General features: G+C 39.5%; 22 protein-coding genes. 4 read left to right on the top strand and 18 right to left on the bottom strand.

What is annotated here, in order from left to right; all coding sequences use genetic code 11:
* Positions 1-13 precede the first annotated feature (13 nt).
* From ftsL to B1K71_RS08630, 6 genes are all read right to left on the bottom strand, one after another.
* Positions 14-388 carry a cell division protein FtsL gene (gene ftsL / locus B1K71_RS08655; RefSeq protein WP_077326000.1) on the bottom strand — a complete coding sequence of 125 codons (375 nt, stop codon included), beginning with the start codon at positions 386-388 and terminating at the stop codon, positions 14-16.
* Positions 388-1,365 (bottom strand): 16S rRNA (cytosine(1402)-N(4))-methyltransferase RsmH, encoded by a 978-nt coding sequence (rsmH, locus tag B1K71_RS08650; RefSeq protein ID WP_077325998.1) that lies wholly within the window; start codon positions 1,363-1,365, stop codon positions 388-390. The genes ftsL and rsmH overlap by 1 nt, the downstream gene beginning before the upstream one ends.
* A 90-nt stretch (positions 1,366-1,455) precedes the next feature.
* Positions 1,456-1,887 (bottom strand): division/cell wall cluster transcriptional repressor MraZ, encoded by a 432-nt coding sequence (gene mraZ, locus B1K71_RS08645; RefSeq protein ID WP_077325996.1) that lies wholly within the window; start codon positions 1,885-1,887, stop codon positions 1,456-1,458.
* A 248-nt stretch (positions 1,888-2,135) separates the two neighbouring features.
* Positions 2,136-3,761, bottom strand: a complete 1,626-nt coding sequence (gene bshC / locus B1K71_RS08640; protein WP_077325994.1) for a bacillithiol biosynthesis cysteine-adding enzyme BshC — start codon at positions 3,759-3,761, stop codon at positions 2,136-2,138.
* Positions 3,762-3,853: 92 nt separating this feature from the next.
* Positions 3,854-4,234 (bottom strand): DUF3397 domain-containing protein, encoded by a 381-nt coding sequence (locus tag B1K71_RS08635; protein WP_077325992.1) that lies wholly within the window; start codon positions 4,232-4,234, stop codon positions 3,854-3,856.
* Entirely contained in the window at positions 4,234-5,112 is an 879-nt protein-coding gene (locus B1K71_RS08630) for a 2-dehydropantoate 2-reductase (protein WP_175631877.1), read from the bottom strand. The genes B1K71_RS08635 and B1K71_RS08630 overlap by 1 nt, the downstream gene beginning before the upstream one ends.
* Before the next feature lie 170 nt (positions 5,113-5,282).
* Between B1K71_RS08630 and B1K71_RS08625 the strand changes: the two genes are divergently transcribed.
* On the top strand, positions 5,283-5,762 hold the full coding sequence (locus B1K71_RS08625; protein WP_077325988.1) for an N-acetyltransferase: 480 nt from the start codon (positions 5,283-5,285) through the stop codon (positions 5,760-5,762).
* Between the two features lie 47 nt (positions 5,763-5,809).
* Here B1K71_RS08625 and B1K71_RS08620 read toward each other — a convergent pair whose 3' ends face one another.
* The 4 genes from B1K71_RS08620 to B1K71_RS08605 all read right to left on the bottom strand — a co-directional run bounded on the left by B1K71_RS08620 (position 5,810) and on the right by B1K71_RS08605 (position 8,062).
* On the bottom strand, positions 5,810-6,295 hold the full coding sequence (locus tag B1K71_RS08620; protein WP_077325986.1) for an RsfA family transcriptional regulator: 486 nt from the start codon (positions 6,293-6,295) through the stop codon (positions 5,810-5,812).
* Positions 6,296-6,406: 111 nt separating this feature from the next.
* Positions 6,407-7,162, bottom strand: coding sequence for an enoyl-CoA hydratase/isomerase family protein (locus B1K71_RS08615; protein ID WP_077325984.1), 756 nt, complete (start codon positions 7,160-7,162; stop codon positions 6,407-6,409).
* A 143-nt stretch (positions 7,163-7,305) separates the two neighbouring features.
* The gene (rpmF, locus tag B1K71_RS08610) at positions 7,306-7,482 is read right to left on the bottom strand and encodes a 50S ribosomal protein L32 (RefSeq protein WP_077325982.1); all 177 of its coding nucleotides are present in this window, start codon (positions 7,480-7,482) and stop codon (positions 7,306-7,308) included.
* Between the two features lie 49 nt (positions 7,483-7,531).
* On the bottom strand, positions 7,532-8,062 hold the full coding sequence (locus B1K71_RS08605) for a YceD family protein (RefSeq protein ID WP_077325980.1): 531 nt from the start codon (positions 8,060-8,062) through the stop codon (positions 7,532-7,534).
* Between the two features lie 243 nt (positions 8,063-8,305).
* On the opposite strand from B1K71_RS08605, the gene B1K71_RS08600 reads away from it, so the two are divergent.
* Positions 8,306-9,523, top strand: a complete 1,218-nt coding sequence (locus B1K71_RS08600; protein WP_077325978.1) for a nucleotidyltransferase — start codon at positions 8,306-8,308, stop codon at positions 9,521-9,523.
* Positions 9,524-9,552: 29 nt separating this feature from the next.
* On the opposite strand, the gene B1K71_RS08595 is transcribed toward B1K71_RS08600, so the two are convergent.
* A complete protein-coding gene (locus B1K71_RS08595) occupies positions 9,553-10,578 on the bottom strand; it encodes a SepM family pheromone-processing serine protease (protein WP_077325976.1) in 1,026 nt (341 codons plus the stop codon).
* Between the two features lie 206 nt (positions 10,579-10,784).
* Here B1K71_RS08595 and ylbJ point away from each other — a divergent pair, with 206 nt between their 5' ends.
* Positions 10,785-12,002 (top strand): sporulation integral membrane protein YlbJ, encoded by a 1,218-nt coding sequence (gene ylbJ, locus B1K71_RS08590; protein ID WP_077325974.1) that lies wholly within the window; start codon positions 10,785-10,787, stop codon positions 12,000-12,002.
* A gap of 33 nt (positions 12,003-12,035) precedes the next feature.
* Here ylbJ and coaD read toward each other — a convergent pair whose 3' ends face one another.
* The 7 genes from coaD to B1K71_RS08555 form a co-directional block, all read right to left on the bottom strand.
* On the bottom strand, positions 12,036-12,512 hold the full coding sequence (gene coaD / locus B1K71_RS08585; RefSeq protein WP_077325972.1) for a pantetheine-phosphate adenylyltransferase: 477 nt from the start codon (positions 12,510-12,512) through the stop codon (positions 12,036-12,038).
* Entirely contained in the window at positions 12,509-13,081 is a 573-nt protein-coding gene (gene rsmD, locus B1K71_RS08580; RefSeq protein WP_077325970.1) for a 16S rRNA (guanine(966)-N(2))-methyltransferase RsmD, read from the bottom strand. The genes coaD and rsmD overlap by 4 nt, the downstream gene beginning before the upstream one ends.
* A 327-nt stretch (positions 13,082-13,408) precedes the next feature.
* Positions 13,409-13,684 (bottom strand): YlbG family protein, encoded by a 276-nt coding sequence (locus B1K71_RS08575; protein ID WP_077325968.1) that lies wholly within the window; start codon positions 13,682-13,684, stop codon positions 13,409-13,411.
* 69 nt (positions 13,685-13,753) lie between these two features.
* Positions 13,754-14,188, bottom strand: a complete 435-nt coding sequence (locus B1K71_RS08570; RefSeq protein WP_077325966.1) for a YlbF family regulator — start codon at positions 14,186-14,188, stop codon at positions 13,754-13,756.
* Positions 14,189-14,246: 58 nt separating this feature from the next.
* Positions 14,247-14,480 (bottom strand): YlbE-like family protein, encoded by a 234-nt coding sequence (locus tag B1K71_RS08565; RefSeq protein ID WP_077325965.1) that lies wholly within the window; start codon positions 14,478-14,480, stop codon positions 14,247-14,249.
* An 11-nt stretch (positions 14,481-14,491) separates the two neighbouring features.
* Positions 14,492-14,872, bottom strand: coding sequence for a YlbD family protein (locus B1K71_RS08560; RefSeq protein WP_077325962.1), 381 nt, complete (start codon positions 14,870-14,872; stop codon positions 14,492-14,494).
* Between the two features lie 99 nt (positions 14,873-14,971).
* The gene (locus B1K71_RS08555; protein WP_077325960.1) at positions 14,972-16,027 is read right to left on the bottom strand and encodes a CAP domain-containing protein; all 1,056 of its coding nucleotides are present in this window, start codon (positions 16,025-16,027) and stop codon (positions 14,972-14,974) included.
* A 196-nt stretch (positions 16,028-16,223) separates the two neighbouring features.
* On the opposite strand from B1K71_RS08555, the gene B1K71_RS08550 reads away from it, so the two are divergent.
* Positions 16,224-16,589, top strand: a complete 366-nt coding sequence (locus B1K71_RS08550; RefSeq protein WP_077325958.1) for a YugN family protein — start codon at positions 16,224-16,226, stop codon at positions 16,587-16,589.
* The last annotated feature ends 181 nt before the right edge of the window (positions 16,590-16,770 follow it).

The raw sequence follows: 16,770 nt of genomic DNA, 5'->3' as shown, positions 1-16,770 counted from the left end.
TTCATCACCTGGTTTAGTTGTTATACGCAGTAGCTTGTTTCACTTCAGATGCCTGAATCGTCAATCCATGCTTGTGTGCAATTCTAATAATACGCTCTGGTTCACTAAGTTTAGCTTTCTCGTATGTAAGTCCTTCGTTGATAACCTGTTGATGATCAACAGTATTCTCAAGAGATTGCACTTCTTTGTTAAGCTGCTCGGTTGACGATGCAAATGAAACCATATAGACGGATGCGATAATTATACAAAAACCAAACAACGAATACAAGACTTTTTCACCTTTTGTAATCCAACTTTGTTTTTTAACTTTTACTGCTTTTTGTTTTTCCTGTTGCTGCGGCTGTGGTGCATATGTTTGTTCCCAACTGCGCGCCTGATTTGCACTCATTATTTTTTCCACCCTTCCTTATACGAAAATTCTTCATTCCATGAACCGACCTTTTCCACAATCCGTAATTTAGCCGATCGCGATCTGCGGTTGGATTCCAGTTCATGCTCGCCAGGTAAAATTGGTTTTTTTGTTATCATCTTGAATGGTGCCTGATGGTCTTCGGGAACAACCGGTAAGTTCCTGGGAACAGGTTTCATCGTACTCCATTTTTTAAATGCTTGCTTACAAATCCTGTCCTCAAGCGAGTGAAACGTTATAACGGCTATTCGTCCATTGATGCCAACATTCCTTGCAGCCTGATGTAATGCATCATTAAACGCTGCAAGCTCGTCGTTTACTGCTATCCGCAACGCCTGGAAAATGCGTTTTGCCGGATGCCCGCCTTTTCTTCGGGCAGGTGCAGGAATTGCTTCTTTAATTAATTCCGCTAACTCATGTGTTGTATTAATTTGTTCGGTTTTCCGGTGTGCTTCGATTTTCCTTGCTATCTGTTTGGAAAATTTTTCTTCACCATAAGAAAAGAAAATCTTCACCAGTTCATGATATGACCATGTATTGACAATTTCGTGTGCATCCAGACGCTGTTCTTTATTCATTCGCATGTCCAGCTTTGCATCATGCTGATAACTAAACCCTCTTTCTCCCCGGTCAAGCTGTGGGGACGAGACACCCAAGTCGAAGAGAATACCGTCAATATGATCGATGTTGCACATAGCCAGCTCCGGATCCAAATTCCTGAAATTGGAATGGATAAATGTGATTTGTCCCGAGTACGGCTGCAGTCTGTCTTTCGCTGCTTCAAGTGCATAAACATCCTGATCAAAGGCTATCAGCAACCCGTTTTCGTTCAGTTGTCTTGCAATTTGTTCGCTGTGACCTCCACCGCCGACAGTACAATCTACATATGTACCGTTCGGCTTGACTGCCAAACCTTTTAGCGTTTCTTCTTTAAGCACACTGTAATGATCAAACATTTGCACACCTGCTTCGGAAAACCTTCCATTTTTTCTTTTCAGTTACGCTCCGTTTGTAATGCCTGAACCAGCAAATTCCGGGCGCGATGTTTAAATATCAAAGTCCATAAGATTCTCGGCAATTTCACTAAATGATTCTTCCGAGTCACTGAAATAATCTTCCCAGTTTTCATTTGCCCAGAATTCAATTCGGTTAGATACACCAATTACAACGCATTCCTTGTTTAATGCAGCATAGCTTCTAAGTGGTTGCGGAATGTTTATCCTTCCCTGTTTATCCACTTCACATTCAACTGCACCTGAAAAGAAAAATCGTGTAAATGCCCGTGCATCTTTTTTAGTAAGTGGGAGTTTCTTCAATTTTTCCTCCAATGCTTTCCATTCATCCATTGGATAAGCAAACAGACATTTATCCAGTCCACGGGTTACAACAAAGTTATCGCCCAGTCCTTCGCGGAACTTGGCGGGGACAATAATTCTTCCCTTCGTATCAATGTTGTGCTGAAACTCACCCATGAACATGTAGCTCGCCCCACTTTCATATTTCCTATGTTACCACATTCCCCCACAATTCACCACCTCATTTCCAAAAAAAATGATTTCAATTTAATGACAGTACCAAACCCCCCGAAAGAGAAGCATTCCAGCCGTTTTTGAAATACAAAAAAAACGCCGGGATTTCGTGTTTCCCAACGCTTTTCTGCATATTGAACCTATATATGAACATGGTTTTAAACATCTTTGTGTAAGTGGTGGTGGAAAGTGGTTGATTACATATAAACAATAAAATGCTTATGCTCAAATGAACATGTCTCATGTGCCAGTTGCCCTATAAATTCCGGTCCATATTTATTTATAAATGAGATTGGATTCCAGGTTCTTTCCTGTAACCCACCGTTTGGGTGAAGAGCCATTTCAGCAAGGTTAAACTCGCCCAATTCTTTTGTATACTTTTCCTCAATCGCTTTTACAATTCGCTTTTCCATAAAATCGATATCACGCTGTAAATAAAACAAATTACGATCCGCAAGTTCCCCAAGGTCATGCCGTACTTCCCCGGCCACACTCCTTAGTGGTGCATGAACTTGTGCAATTGTATTTTTTATTTCAGACGCCAATTGCTGAACAGGAGGATCCTGTTGAGTGCGCAGCCAATTTGTCTTCAGTTCCCCTGCACCATTTCTAATGACATCTTCCGCGGACAATGAGTATTTATTCAATGCTTTTTCCACCCTTTTTTCCATTAGCGTAAAGGAAAGCCTTGGCAGAACAGGTGGCATTTCAATCCCCACCGCATTAAAAGCAGGTTTTAATGCAGCCCAGTAACTGATTTCACCCGGCCCTCCCACAAATGCAAGCGTAGGAAAAAGCAGTTCCTGCATGACTGGCCTTGTAACTACATTATTGCTTAATAATGCAGGGGTTTTCCTGGCTATATCCAAAAGCTCCTGCTCTGACAAAACCAGTTCATTTTGCTTTCCTGACCATTCACCATTTTCATTGCGGGTCAGCAGGATACGCTCCTGATTATGGTGGATAAATAAATGACCATCATCCTTCTCGAGCTCCAATGAGACAGGGTAATTTCGTGTTTTCAATTTCTGCAAAGACTGATAAACACCTTTACTGATTTCAGGTTGACGATTAATCAATGTTTCAAAATGCATGCTTTCCAACTTGCGGAATTCGGGAGCACCAGAGTCAACAAGCACAAGCCCTTCATTGGCGAACAATCGATGGATCAAACGCGCAAAAAAATCAACATATGTATGTGATTTTTGTAAACAATCCTGAACTGTTTCATATAAATTCGCTGTGAAATTGGTTTCCCCCAACTCTCCAAATAATTGATAAAGCCACTTTTCCGCATCTGCTTTATCTATTTGAATATCGGATAAAGAGCGCTTCTCCTCAACCCGCTGTTGAATCGTATGTTTTCTCATTTCCGTTTGTTCCGGAATGTAGATATGGTTAATTTCATCAAAGTCATGATCTTCTCCCGCTATCCAAAAAACCGGAACAATCGGTCTGCCTAGTCTTTTTTCCTGCTGTTTCGCAAATTGTACAATTGATATAATCTTATTAACCGTATACAACGGCCCGGTCAACAATCCTGCCTGCTGCCCGCCAATAACAACTGCACTGTTATCCTGTTCCAATCGTTGAATATTCACATATGCAGATTCCGGGGCTCCCCATTTTTTATTCAGTGTGATCAAAGCTTCCGTTAACGATTTTCTGTCAAAACTTCTTTCACTTAATGAAGCAAGCCGCTTACTGTATGTTGAATCCAAAAAAGGATTGTAATCAAAATGCCGCATAATTTCTGTTTTTTGTTGCCGGTAATCATCTATTAATGGGTTTTGCTTTCCCAAATTAACCGGATTGATCTGCATAGCTGCATACTCCTTTACTATTGAACTATCCAGTAAGTATTGTACATAAAAGTCCCTGCAATTTCATTTAATCTGTTTTTATACGTATCATATCAACTTAGAATTTGTTTTACTATTCCAATCAATATCAAAAGACAGTACAATATCCCGAACAAAAGAAAGCAAATGCGCCAAAATATTTTAAAAATATTTCGAAATGCCACTTCTGTATAAAGCCTCCATTGGACAACTGCAATAATTGTAAATAGGCTGGGTAATACGACCAGGAGGACGCCAAAAAATGATTGTTCGAATATAAGATTAAACAGAACAAGAACGGCAATTATATAAAGCGGGGTTGTCCAGTTAACCGATTTATGAAGTGCTTTCCATTTATGCCTGTATAGTTTGAAACCAATCAAATAAACAATCCAGGTTACAGCAATAGGAGCGGTAATAATCAGCGCAAGTAAATAAATTATGATATCCAGCATTATTCGATATTCCCCTTTTTCATTTCCAATGCTTTAATACTTCTATATATAAAAGTTGTATTCGGTATGTTTTCAGTACTGTTTTCAACCAAATAGCCGGTTATCATATCAATCTCTGTCCGTCTGTTTTCCCGGATATCTTTCAGCATTGACGATACATTCTCACTGGTATTCCGGATAACATACTGCACTTGTTGCCATGCAGATGTAAAATCCACATTTAGAATAGATGACGCCTCATAACATAAATCACAGGCAAGTTGCTTTAGGTAACGATTTTCCAAGATCATGCCATTTCGCACATCAAACAGCGCTGTTAATGGGTTAATAACAGCGTTAATGATAAGTTTCTCATAAAGAAGCGATTTCCAATCCAACGAAAATTGAAAAGGAAAACCGGAACGATGCAACTTGTCCGCCACGGACGATAACATCACACCATCACCAACCAGACCAGCCAGTTTTATTGTCCCTTCCCCTGTATGTAAAACAGTATAGTCGTTGACCCGGTTTGCTCCATGTTCAACCACTCCCACCATAATCGGAAGCTCCAATGGCAGCAGTTTATCAATATGCCCCATTCCGTTCTGCAGAAAAATAACCGGCACTCCTGAACGTACGTGCTGGATAAATGTCAATACACTGGTGATATGCTCTTGTTTAACACAAACAATGAAAATGTCTTCCTTTCCCGGATAATCCATCAGTTGTGCATTCACTTTTACCGGCTTATCTGACTTATCCACAAAGATACCATTTTTCTTTATGCTTGCCTTTTGTTCAGTGCGTCTCACATAAATGGTTATCTTATGATGCACCGCCAATTTGCTGCCAATCAGCAATCCGACTGAACCTCCTCCGATAATACCAACTTTCATTTGATATTCCGCTCCCTGCATATGTTTTTTCTTATATTGTAGCAGATGTCCATTGCTTTGTACGTAATTATTCATATGTTTTAGCATGAACTGATTTCAAATTAAACAAGTTTATATTATAATGAAAATATATTGGTAATCATACATTCTTTCGATTAGGGGGATAAAAAGTGAATAATCAGGTTAAGGTTGAAAAACTTCTAATCAACTATAAGACACTTGAAAAGTTTAAACGTTTTAAAGAATATGGCAATCAGGAATTATCCATGCTGGAGGATTTACAAAGCAATATTATTGAAAACGACAGCAGATCACCTTTTTATGGTATCTATGTTGGCAATAATCTTGTTGCCCGCATGAGTCTTTATCAGATAAGCGCCAAATATGACCAATATTTTGAGCCTCCTCAGGATTACCTGGAACTTTGGAAACTTGAGATTTTACCGGATTACCGCGGACGCGGATTTGGAACGGCGTTAGTTGACTTTGCCAAAAGCTTCAAATTGCCGATTAAAACAAACCCACGCATTAACTCACATGGCTTCTGGGAAAAAATGAACTTCCAAAAAGCCAAATATGAAATGGAAAGAGACCTTGGGGAAAATCCGCTTATTTGGATGCCTGAAGGAGTAGAAGAAAAAGAAGTATAAAAAATTAAGACATGAATTGCCTCCATTGGCATTCATGTCTTTTTGCTTCAGTTTCGGTTTTTTTCTTCAACCCATTTCCATAGGTTTGCCATCTCAGTCCATGCTTCCTGATAATTTTTTAATTTTTGTTTTAACATTTCATTCTCAGATTCCAACTGTTTCAGTGTACTTGACTGTTCAGATTGACAATTTTCATCCCCATCACCATTATCGGTTCGCATTCTTTCTAGTAAAAGAATTGCTGTATCAATTGGGTCTCTTTCAGACGCATTACCAGGTTCAATATATTGCCATGCCTTTTTCCGGTTTCCCTTTTTGCGTTCTTCTTTTGCCTGGTCTATTGCATCCTGATATTGTTTTCGGATTGAAGCATTCCACCTGAATCCACAGGCTGCAGAAGTACGCGATAATTCTTTGCCCACTTCCTTAAATGCTTCAAGCTGAGTTTTTCCTTCACGGATATGGCGGAGAACTGTTTCAGCCAATATTATATCTTCATCTTTCGTCCATGCATCCTGACGTGTGGCATTCATGACATCCCTCCTTACTGTTTGCTATCAATGTATGCAAAAAGTAGGAGTGATAGAATAATTCCGATTAAATAGTTTGAAAATTTCTATCTTATCCAAGAAGAATATTTCTGCTTACTTTCGATTATGAAACTTGCTGACAGCTTCTTTATGTTCTTCTGAATCCCATAAATTTGCGCTGTTTCGGACTTCATCGCTCATTGCCGCCGCCAATCCAAGTACAGAAGTTCGTTTCAAATATTGCCTTTTCAATATCTTCATTTGCTTAAAGGATCTTGAGGCATATGGGGCTAATAGTTTTTCTTCATCCCACTCTTGTTTGGCAACTACCTTATGAATCCACTCCTTATTAAATAAATACGCGGCATCGTAAATCCCGCCTTCCAATATCCAATGGTACGCAAAACTGGGAAGAACCTTTTCATACAGCAATGCACCACCGCCCCAGCCCGGCGCAATGCCCAATGTTGTTTGTACAAATCCAAAACGGGTATGTTCCCTGGCAATGCGAAAATCACAGGCCGTTGCAATTTCACATCCTCCTCCAAGCGCGTCCCCATTCAATAAACCAATCGTTGGCACTGGAAATGAAGCAATATCATATAAAACCTCTTTCATCGGATACAAGGCAGAAAAAGCTTCATCAGACGTCAGATCACCATGCAGATTGGCAAGATCACCGCCTGCACAGAACATTTTCTCACCGGATGCGGCAATAACTAAAAATTTAACGTTTTCCTCTTTGGCGGTTTTGACTGCAATTTTCAACTGATCAGCCATTTCAACAGAAATTGCATTATGTTTTTCCGGCCGCTGTAATCGAATTATTCCAAATCCATCATCATGATGTATGTATTGTATGTTCTCCATTCATTGAATTCCTCTCTATTCGTGTACTGCATTAATTGTAGCATATTATTCAGGAATATATTAGCGATGGCTGACATGGATCGAATGATATTAAAAACATAAAAAAACAGATCACTCTATAACAGTGATCTGTTTCGTTTCATTTATGCTTCTGATACGACTTCTTTCCCGTCATAGTGTCCGCATGATTTACATACATGATGCGGTTTTGTCAATTCACCACAGTTTGAGCATTCTACCATGCCAGGTACATGCAGCTTTTTATGGGTACGACGTTGATTTTTCACCTTTTTGGAAGTTCTACGCTTTGGTACTGCCATGACTTACACCTCCTTCAAACATGAAAGCAAAAACCAGAATAAATAATTCCTATTTTTCTTTCTCCTCATTATTAAGTAATGACTCCAGTTTCTTAAAACGGGGGTCAATCTTTTTTTCATTGGCATCCTCTGAAATTAATTCCCAGCCTTCTCCTTCTGTTGGAGCTTGACTGGTGGCATTTTCATCTTTGGAAAATACCCGATATGGAACCTCTAATAAAATATTTTCCTTGATAAGTGGAGTTAAGTCAAGTACTTCTCCATCAATTGGATGAATTTCATCTTCCAGTTCCTCATCATTATTATAGATCGATTCGGAAAACACCTCAGTAGCCTTAATTTCGAAAGGGTATGGCACATCTACTAATGTACGGGCGCATGGCAAAATCATTTTACCATCAATTGAACAAGAAAAAATAATTTCATCACCCTCATCGAAAACTGTCCCATAAACATTTACAGGATCAATCTTTCGTATATCATTATTCATCTTTTCCAGTTCAGAAACATCTACCCACTCATCAAATTCAAAAGGCTCATTGTAGGCATTTTTCTTAATTTGACCTACAGTAAATTTCATTTTTATCACCTCATGGCAACAAGAGTTATTTTAAAAGGAAAATCATCTTTTGTCAACATTTTTTCTTTACAGTTGGATACTTTTAAAGCAGTGTTCATTGGTATTTTGGATAAATCAAAACAAACTAACGAACAGCTTACAAATCAGTATTCCCGTTCTGTTCATACATAACCATTTGCAACAATGCGCACTTTTTCTTTTTTTGATACAATTAATACCAATATATTGCAAGGATGTGACTTTATGAAAGCCTGTGGTGTAATCGTCGAATATAATCCTTTTCACAATGGGCATGTGTACCATATACAGGAATCCCAAAAAGCCGCTGATGCGGATTGCATGATAGCGGTTATGAGCGGGAATTTTTTGCAGCGCGGCGAACCGGCAATCATCGATAAATTCCACCGGACCAAAGCCGCACTGTCTGCAGGAATTGACATCGTTTTGGAACTTCCGTACGCATATGCTGTGCAGAGCAGTGATTTGTTCACGAAGGGTTCTGTACAGACGTTAAATGAAATCGGTGTATCCAGTATTTGCTTCGGCAGTGAATCTGGCGATGTCTCCCATTTCAAAAAGGGATTCGAGCGGTTCGTGGATAACGAAAACACATTCCGAAAAACTCTGAAAGAAGCACTTGGTCAGGGATTATCGTTTCCGGAAGCCAGCAGAATGGCTTACCAGGAAATTGGACTGGCTGCATCAGAAATGGATTTGTCACGACCGAATAATATCCTTGGTTTCGGGTACGTTAAAACAATTTTGGAAAATAACCTGCCTATTGAACCGTTAACCATCAAGCGTACAAATAGTAACTATCACGATCAAAACTACACAGGGACCGTTGCCAGCGCCACAAGCATTCGAAAAGAATTGCTTGCGGATAAGTCCATTACACCCGACTTGGCTAAAACCATGCCTGCCGGGACAACACAACAACTGGATGAATATAAGCAGTCATCCGGAATATGGCACGACTGGGAGCTGTACTTCCCAATCCTGCAATACCGTGTTAAAACGATGACGACAGGTGAAATTGCTATGATAAGCGGAGTTGATGAAGGATTGGAACACCGCATCAAACGAACAGCAAATGAAGCAATCTCCTTTGTTGATTGGATGGGGCAGATAAAAACAAAACGCTATACATGGACACGACTGCAGCGTATATTTGTCCATCTGCTAACCAACACAAAAAAAAATGACCTGATATTTGCCAGAAAGAACCCGACCGTTCCATTTGTTCGCCTGCTTGGTATGACTGCGAAAGGTCAATCCTTTCTAAATGTGCAAAAAAAGAGAATGGAAGTACCGCTTATTTCCAACTTAAACCGTACATCAAGTTCACTACTGTACTTGGAAGAAAAGGCTGACAACGCATATTATAGTGTTTTAGCAACCGGTAAACAAAAAGCATTTCATGACCAGGAACTAAATCCGCCAATTATCACTCAAATGTAAAGAGACCCTGTCACGCAGGGTCCCTTTGCTTATTTTCCTGGTTCCATTTCTTGCAGATAATGCAAAGCGTCTTCAAATGTATCGACCGGCACGATTTTCATATCTGTACCAATTTCCTCAGCGGTTTTTTTTGCAACTTTATAATTCGAATTTTTTGCTCCATTTTCATTTGGAGCAAAGAATACATCACAGCCTTCTTCATCAGCTGCAATTACTTTCTTATCGATACCGCCGATTCGCATAACATTTCCTTCATAATCCACTTCACCCGTACCGGCAATTTGATAGCCCTTTGTCAAGTCTTTCTTGGTAAGCTGATCATATATTTCAAGGGAAAACATTAATCCTGCACTTGGTCCGCCAATTTTCCCACTTGAAAAGTTTACCTCCGGGTTAACTTCCACTCCGCGATCAGTGACTAAACGAATACCTATTCCCACTTTTCCGTCCAGTTTCTCAAATGTTTGAAGTTTTATTTCTTTCGTAAGTTTTTTGCCATTCCGAACTATTTTCAAGGTAATGGTATCGCCGGCTTCTTTAGCTTTTACATAGTTTATTAAATCCTCGGCTTTCTTAATCTTTTTTCCATCAATACCGGTAATCCGATCAGCCGGTTTCAGCTTGCCGTCCGCAGGCATATTTTTTACAACTGATACTACATATACACCCTTATATTGAATGGAAATATCTTTATTAGCTGCCTTATAGGCGACGGCAACTGCTTTCTCCTGGGATGAATCCATCATCCGAAGCTGTGCATGAAAGTATTCCTCTTCCGAAACACCTTCAGGCATGATTTCACTGATCGGATGTAATTCCTGATGTGGCATAATCTTTGCCCAAACATATTGAATTGGCGTTACTTGCCCGCCACGGACCGTTACAAGATGCATATCACCTTTGCTTGAATACCCACCTTCAACCTCAACAATCGGATTTAGTGCGTCCGCTCCCCCCGGCTTGTACACATAATACGGAAGCTGATAAGCCGAAATGAAAAACGCAGCCAGGATAACGATAATAAACGCCGCAATATGTTTTTTATTGACATTCATGTTAGGACTCCTTCCAGTTTCAAGTACCACAACTACTCTGGAATATTACAAAGTCTATGGCATAAAAGTTATATGTATGCGCGTATATTTGTATAGACTTGTTCAACTTGAAACAAGCACATTAATAATAATCAAAATACGCTAGAACCAGTTTACTACTATGAGAGAAAGAAGTACAGGGACAGGTTAGTTTAGGGGGCTTTCCATTGATTCAAAAAATTAAAACTATCCTTTTGTCAGGGACCACTGTATTCATCGCCTTTTCGTTAATTAAATATCCCGATCAGGCATTTGAAGCAAGCCTCCGGGGATTAAGTATGTGGTGGGAAGTTGTATTTCCATCGTTATTGCCATTTTTTATAACCGCGGAACTGTTAATCGGCTTTGGCGTCGTCAAATTTATCGGTGTTTTGTTTGAACCTATTATGCGGCCGCTTTTCAAAGTTCCTGGTGCTGGAAGTTTTGCATGGGCAATGGGTATGGCCAGCGGTTATCCAACCGGAGCAAAAATATCAGCAAGGTTACGTGAGGAAGAACAGCTGTCTCAAGTAGAAGCGGAACGACTTGTTTCTTTTACAAATGCTTCGAGTCCACTGTTTATTTTCGGGGCAGTATCTGTTGGCTTTTTTTACGATATGAAGCTTGGGGTTTTACTTGCCGCTTCACATTACATTGGCAATGCACTCGTTGGAATCTGCATGCGATTTTATGGACGTGACAGTGAACATTCCAGGACAAAAGTGGAAAAACGAAAACCTTCCATCATTCAGGCATTCAGGGAAATGCACCGGTCAAGAATGAACGATCAACGGCCATTTGGGCAAATTGTCGGTGATGCTGTATTAAATTCAATTAAAACACTTGTTATGGTCGGCGGTTTTATTATTCTATTTTCCGTCATTACCAAACTGTTATTCATTATCGGTGTGTCACCACTGATCGCCTCAATGCTCGCCTATGTCCTGAAAGTCCTTTCATTGCCCATAGAACTTGCATTGCCGCTGTTTTCCGGATTGTTTGAAATAACACAAGGTGCCAAAGCTATCTCACAAACCGAAACAGCAAACCTGCTTGCAAAGTTTATGGTCGTCAGCTTTATTCTTGGCTTTAACGGATTTTCTGTACAAGCCCAGGTTGCAAGTATAATTGCCAAGACCGATATAAGGTTCAGCCCCTATTTCTTCGCACGGATACTGCATGGTGTTTTTGCTGGTATTTTAACCTTGGTTTTGTTCAAACCGTTATATTTAAACAGAACTTCCTTTGACTTTAAGGGGGTACCTGTTTCAAACGGTCCGGCCGACAGTACATGGGGAAATATCATGCAATATCTCGATATTGCCGGACCAGTGATTACATTCTCCGGCTTGCTGTTAGCTGCATTAATTCTGATTAACCGATTATACAAAAAAAGGGGAGGCTAATCCATCCACGGACAGCCTCCTATCTTTGATATCTTAATATTTTCTGTTCAGCGCTTCTTCCACTGGCTTCGGCACTAAATCTGACACGTTTGCTTTATATTTAGCTACTTCTTTCACAATGCTTGAACTTAAGAATGAATATTGATTATTTGTCATCATAAACAATGTCTCAATATTTTCATTCAGTTTCCTGTTCATCGAAGTAATTTGCATTTCGTATTCAAAGTCACTCACTGCCCGTAATCCACGCAGAACTGCTTGCGCGTTTTTTTGTGTTGCATAGTCAATTAACAGCTCACTGGATGAATCAACTGAAACGTTCAATAAATGCCCAGTCGATTGTTTCAGTAATTCCAGCCTTTCCTCAACAGTGAATAATGGTGCCTTGGACTGATTATTAAAAACAACAACAATCACATGATCAAAAATGCTTGCCCCCCGCTCAATAATATCCAAATGTCCATATGTAACAGGATCAAAACTTCCCGGACAAATTGCCAGCCTTGTCAATAGCGATCTCTCCCTTCTTTTCTCTTATAGATGGTAACGCCTATCGTACCGCCATAATCAGCATGTTTCATAATTGAAAAGTTCCCGATTTCCGGTGCGAGCTGTTCCGATGTATCATGTTCACAATAAATCATGCCATTTTTCGTCAAAAGCTGCAAACCGTCAATTTTTTCAAGTAATTTTTCATAATTTACTTTCCCATAAGGCGGATCAAGAAAAACCAAATCAAATTGCAGGTTTCTTTTTGATGCAGCTTGTAATGCACGAAAAGCATCCGCACGAAATATTTCCGTTTTTTCTTCCATGTTTAATGTTTTTACATTACCATGAATTGTATGTATTGCTTTTGGATGTTTATCCACAAACACCCCGTGAGCCATCCCGCGACTCAGCGCTTCCAATCCCAAGGAACCACTTCCAGCGAAAAGATCCAAACAGTTTCCACCATTAAAAAATGGTCCAATCATCTGAAACACTGCTTCTTTTACCTTATCTGTGGTAGGCCGGGTTGACTTTCCCGTTACTGGCTGAAGTTGTCTGCCTTTACATGTTCCTGCTATTATCCGCATAAATCCACCTCAAATGACATGTCCCGATATTAATCCTATCAAAAATTCAATTTAATGTGTATATATTTCAATTCCATGTCCATAATAACATATGAAGCAGCTAATTGATTGGTTGTTTCATACACGGAGAAGACTTACACTTCCCCATAAGTTCTTCCTCCGGTTTCTCCTCTCCCTTTGCCTTTTTGTTTTCTGGACAAGGAAACAAAGGGACCTGCAGAACTTTTGTCTGCAGGTTTTTTTATGTTCTAAATGATTTGAAGACAGCAACTTTGTCCTCAACCTTTAGGTGCTAAAAAAACCTTTGCGAAAACTTTTTCGCAAAGGTTATATTCCCATTTTATAATCGTATTGTTTTGCCTTATCCGGTTTGGCATTTTCATAATCTGTCCGGACAAAAGGTTTCTGTGACTGATCTACTTTGGACACGAACGAATGCTTTAATAATTTGTTCTCAACATCTTCCAGTTGATCCTGGTCCACATACAGAACAGCATATTTTAATTTTTTGGATGCATAAATCATATGCCCGTATCGTTTTATATGTTTCAAGTTTTTCATATGTTGAAACCAGACGATTAAACCTTGACGATTCGATCTCATAGTATGTCCTCGCTTACATTTCATTTATGTCAGTTTATCAAAACAAACGAAACTTATCAATATATCCTTTTATGAAGCTTTGCATCCGCATTTACCCCCGCTGCCGCATCCTCCATGTACAAGTGCTGCACCATCTTTAGGCGCTTTTATATCTTCACTGACACTTAACGCGACATAGCTGCTGACTTCATCAAGAAGCTTTTGCAGGTTGCGTTCAGCAATTTTGAATGCTGCTACTTTATCATTCATATCCATTTCACGTTTGGCTGTGCGTACTTTCTTCATAATTTCATTATAATCAGGGTGGTATCTGCCAAATCGCTGCACATCCTCATAGTGACCCTTTATATCATTAAAAGATGCAATAAGCCGCTGTGCTTCCTCATCTTCTATTAAAGCGTTCCGGGAGTCATTGTAGGCTTCCGCTGTTTCTGAATTCAGTATCATCTTTCCCAACGACTCAGAATAATCAAGAATATCCACATACTCCATCGTACCAATCATTTAATCCACCTCCAATTTCATCATATCATGTAAGGAGGAAGATTTAAATGGAAACTTTCTAATCCTTTATGCTGCCCGCGAGTTGCGCAAACAGATGAATCATCTGCAAATGATTACCAAACTTTTCAACCCGCTGCGGAAGAGTCTTGCCATAATAAACCTTAGCTTCCCTTTCAATTTCCCGGATACAGTCCGGCTCCCTTGTCAGATATCGGTACCAAATTGGATTCTGCCTTACAAAATTAATATAGGATGGATTTTCATAAAGTGCTTTGTACGTATTTCGCTGCATTTGTATCCCGCCTAATCCCTGTTCCAGTTAAACGGATTATTTATGTTTCCGAAAGGCTGTGTCGGTTTTCGGTTATTTTGTACCTTTCCCAGCATCTCCTGGATGATTGAAATGGTTTGATTTAATTGCTTTACTTGCTTTTGAACTTTTTCAGCGTCCATTTTCTCGGTCATATCCATCATCTTACTGAAGAACTCAGGGTGTTTTCCACCTGTTCTGTTTCTTTCCTTATATTCATCCCAAAATGGATCATCTTCATCCAGCAATGCCCATTTTTCATAATATTCCTGCCATTCCCGCCCATTTCTTCTTACTTCTTCAATTAGTTTGGGATGGTTATTCATAAACGTTTTGAATTCCTTAACTGACGGATCCAGATCTACATCATGCATACTCACTCACCTCGGTTTGGATGTCTCTTCTAATATGGTATGATACTAGGCAAATTCGCGTGAGAAAGAAAATGCACAACAACCATACCTTTCCAAATCTTATCGAGGTAATTGCAAAAAGTTTTGGGTGTAATAGAAGTGGTATACGCCTGCACCAAGATGCGTATAGCCATCATTCAGCAGTGCCTCCCGATGTCCTTTACTGTTCAGCCATCCATTCATAGCTGATGGAGCGTCAGGATACTTTGCTGCAATGTTTTCTCCTGCTGCCCGGTAATATACTTCCTGGGAAGCAAGACGTTCTTTTAACCCCGCACCATTTTTGCTGTAATGGGAAAAGTAATTGTTCACCGCCATATCTTTACTATGCTTAAATGCAACCTTGCTGATTTCCTTATTCCATTTTAATGATGATTTCCCATGGGTTGATCGCATGACATTCGTTATATCAAATATTTGTTTTTCCATGCCGTTTTCCACCTTATCCCAAACAGACTTGGACAAGTCCGGTTTCGCCGGCAATTTCCCGCGATATTCCATTGCGTACGGGCGATGCTCCAATAATACTTCACCTGTTGCGATACGAACAGAGGAAAGTTTATTTGTAAATGTATCCATATAACACTGCATAAAGATTTGATCCGTTAACTTTGCCAGTGGTCGTGATTCCAATTCCCGATTTTTCAGTTTAAATGTATATGAAGATAAACCGGAACTATACGTCACCTCGTCTGAAAAATCCAATGTTTTTTTAACACCTTTGTACTTCTGGCCAAGGTGAATCGGTTCAAGCGAAAGATTATCCCCGATTGCATAAATTGTCATCACTTTATTGTCTTCTACACCAAACTGAACGTATTGCTTATTCCCCTTTTTATAAACCCACCATACATAGCCATACGCACTCATATCTTTACGGACGGGTTTGCCAAACTTCCCCATTAAATCATCCGTATCTTTTCCAATCCACTGATAGAGATCCCCATCAAGCGGAACTGGATTATGTTCCGTTATTTTCTTTGTTTCCACTAAATTATTCTTATGCTCCAGCTTATTGGCTGTATGGTTGATTGCCTCCTCGGGTGTTTTATCCAGAAGATAAAATCCTCCCGCCACAATAACCAGCAGCCCAACCAGTCCAAGTATAAATCGCATATAAGTTTCCCCTCTTCGCAAATTGTCCATACTTAACTATATGATAAATAATAGAATACATACTTTTTTCTCTATTAAGTTTATGATACAACATTCGAAAAACATGCTTCATTTCCTTCGATATGCCATATGTATTGCAACTTGCACTTTTTTTTACTATTATTGTTATGTGAGTACAAAAATGTGAGGTGTAAAAATGAGACTGGAAAATACAGGTATTGAAGACTCTATTGTTGATATCAAGCCTCTGGATCGGCTGATGGGTAAACACGCGTTCATTCGCGCGGGACAATGGGATTACGAACGTGTCACATATGATTACAAAATAAGTTCAAAGGAAAAAAATATTACATATTACATCCGAATCCAAGGTTATGCTGTTGAAGGTGATGTTGATCGCGGCAATGCAGTGATTAAACTGATGACACCGCTTCTTGGGAAACATTACTACCCGCATGGTGTTGAATATGGCGAAGAGGAAAACTTCCCCGAGAATTTGGTGAACCGTGCTGCTGATTTAGTATCAAAAGTTAAAAAGGAAATTGAAATTTATACAAAATAAATGGAATGTAACCTTACACGATCCGAAATCAACTGCCGGAATTTATACAGCAGTTGATTTTTTATGGAATCATCGACCTATAGCCCTCCATAAAAAATAAGTATTCAGCAAATTCTGTTCAAAACAGCAGTTTAGTGCTATATTTTTAATAAGTACATATTGATATTGATGCAGAAGGGAG

Source organism: Virgibacillus siamensis (assembly GCF_900162695.1).
Lineage (GTDB): Bacteria > Bacillota > Bacilli > Bacillales > Amphibacillaceae > Lentibacillus > Lentibacillus siamensis_A.
This window is presented reverse-complemented; position numbering and strand designations above follow the sequence as displayed.

What these genes read in the sequence shown, in the direction of transcription:
- ftsL (WP_077326000.1), bottom strand. Translation starts at nt 388, where the DNA reads ATGAGTGCAAATCAGGCGCGCAGTTGGGAACAAACATATGCACCACAG.
- rsmH (WP_077325998.1), bottom strand. Translation starts at nt 1,365, where the DNA reads ATGTTTGATCATTACAGTGTGCTTAAAGAAGAAACGCTAAAAGGTTTG.
- mraZ (WP_077325996.1), bottom strand. Translation starts at nt 1,887, where the DNA reads ATGTTCATGGGTGAGTTTCAGCACAACATTGATACGAAGGGAAGAATT.
- bshC (WP_077325994.1), bottom strand. Translation starts at nt 3,761, where the DNA reads ATGCAGATCAATCCGGTTAATTTGGGAAAGCAAAACCCATTAATAGAT.
- B1K71_RS08635 (WP_077325992.1), bottom strand. Translation starts at nt 4,234, where the DNA reads ATGCTGGATATCATAATTTATTTACTTGCGCTGATTATTACCGCTCCT.
- B1K71_RS08630 (WP_175631877.1), bottom strand. Translation starts at nt 5,112, where the DNA reads ATGAAAGTTGGTATTATCGGAGGAGGTTCAGTCGGATTGCTGATTGGC.
- B1K71_RS08620 (WP_077325986.1), bottom strand. Translation starts at nt 6,295, where the DNA reads ATGAATGCCACACGTCAGGATGCATGGACGAAAGATGAAGATATAATA.
- B1K71_RS08615 (WP_077325984.1), bottom strand. Translation starts at nt 7,162, where the DNA reads ATGGAGAACATACAATACATACATCATGATGATGGATTTGGAATAATT.
- rpmF (WP_077325982.1), bottom strand. Translation starts at nt 7,482, where the DNA reads ATGGCAGTACCAAAGCGTAGAACTTCCAAAAAGGTGAAAAATCAACGT.
- B1K71_RS08605 (WP_077325980.1), bottom strand. Translation starts at nt 8,062, where the DNA reads ATGAAATTTACTGTAGGTCAAATTAAGAAAAATGCCTACAATGAGCCT.
- B1K71_RS08600 (WP_077325978.1), top strand. Translation starts at nt 8,306, where the DNA reads ATGAAAGCCTGTGGTGTAATCGTCGAATATAATCCTTTTCACAATGGG.
- B1K71_RS08595 (WP_077325976.1), bottom strand. Translation starts at nt 10,578, where the DNA reads ATGAATGTCAATAAAAAACATATTGCGGCGTTTATTATCGTTATCCTG.
- rsmD (WP_077325970.1), bottom strand. Translation starts at nt 13,081, where the DNA reads ATGCGGATAATAGCAGGAACATGTAAAGGCAGACAACTTCAGCCAGTA.
- B1K71_RS08575 (WP_077325968.1), bottom strand. Translation starts at nt 13,684, where the DNA reads ATGAGATCGAATCGTCAAGGTTTAATCGTCTGGTTTCAACATATGAAA.
- B1K71_RS08570 (WP_077325966.1), bottom strand. Translation starts at nt 14,188, where the DNA reads ATGATTGGTACGATGGAGTATGTGGATATTCTTGATTATTCTGAGTCG.
- B1K71_RS08565 (WP_077325965.1), bottom strand. Translation starts at nt 14,480, where the DNA reads ATGCAGCGAAATACGTACAAAGCACTTTATGAAAATCCATCCTATATT.
- B1K71_RS08560 (WP_077325962.1), bottom strand. Translation starts at nt 14,872, where the DNA reads ATGCATGATGTAGATCTGGATCCGTCAGTTAAGGAATTCAAAACGTTT.
- B1K71_RS08555 (WP_077325960.1), bottom strand. Translation starts at nt 16,027, where the DNA reads ATGCGATTTATACTTGGACTGGTTGGGCTGCTGGTTATTGTGGCGGGA.
- B1K71_RS08550 (WP_077325958.1), top strand. Translation starts at nt 16,224, where the DNA reads ATGAGACTGGAAAATACAGGTATTGAAGACTCTATTGTTGATATCAAG.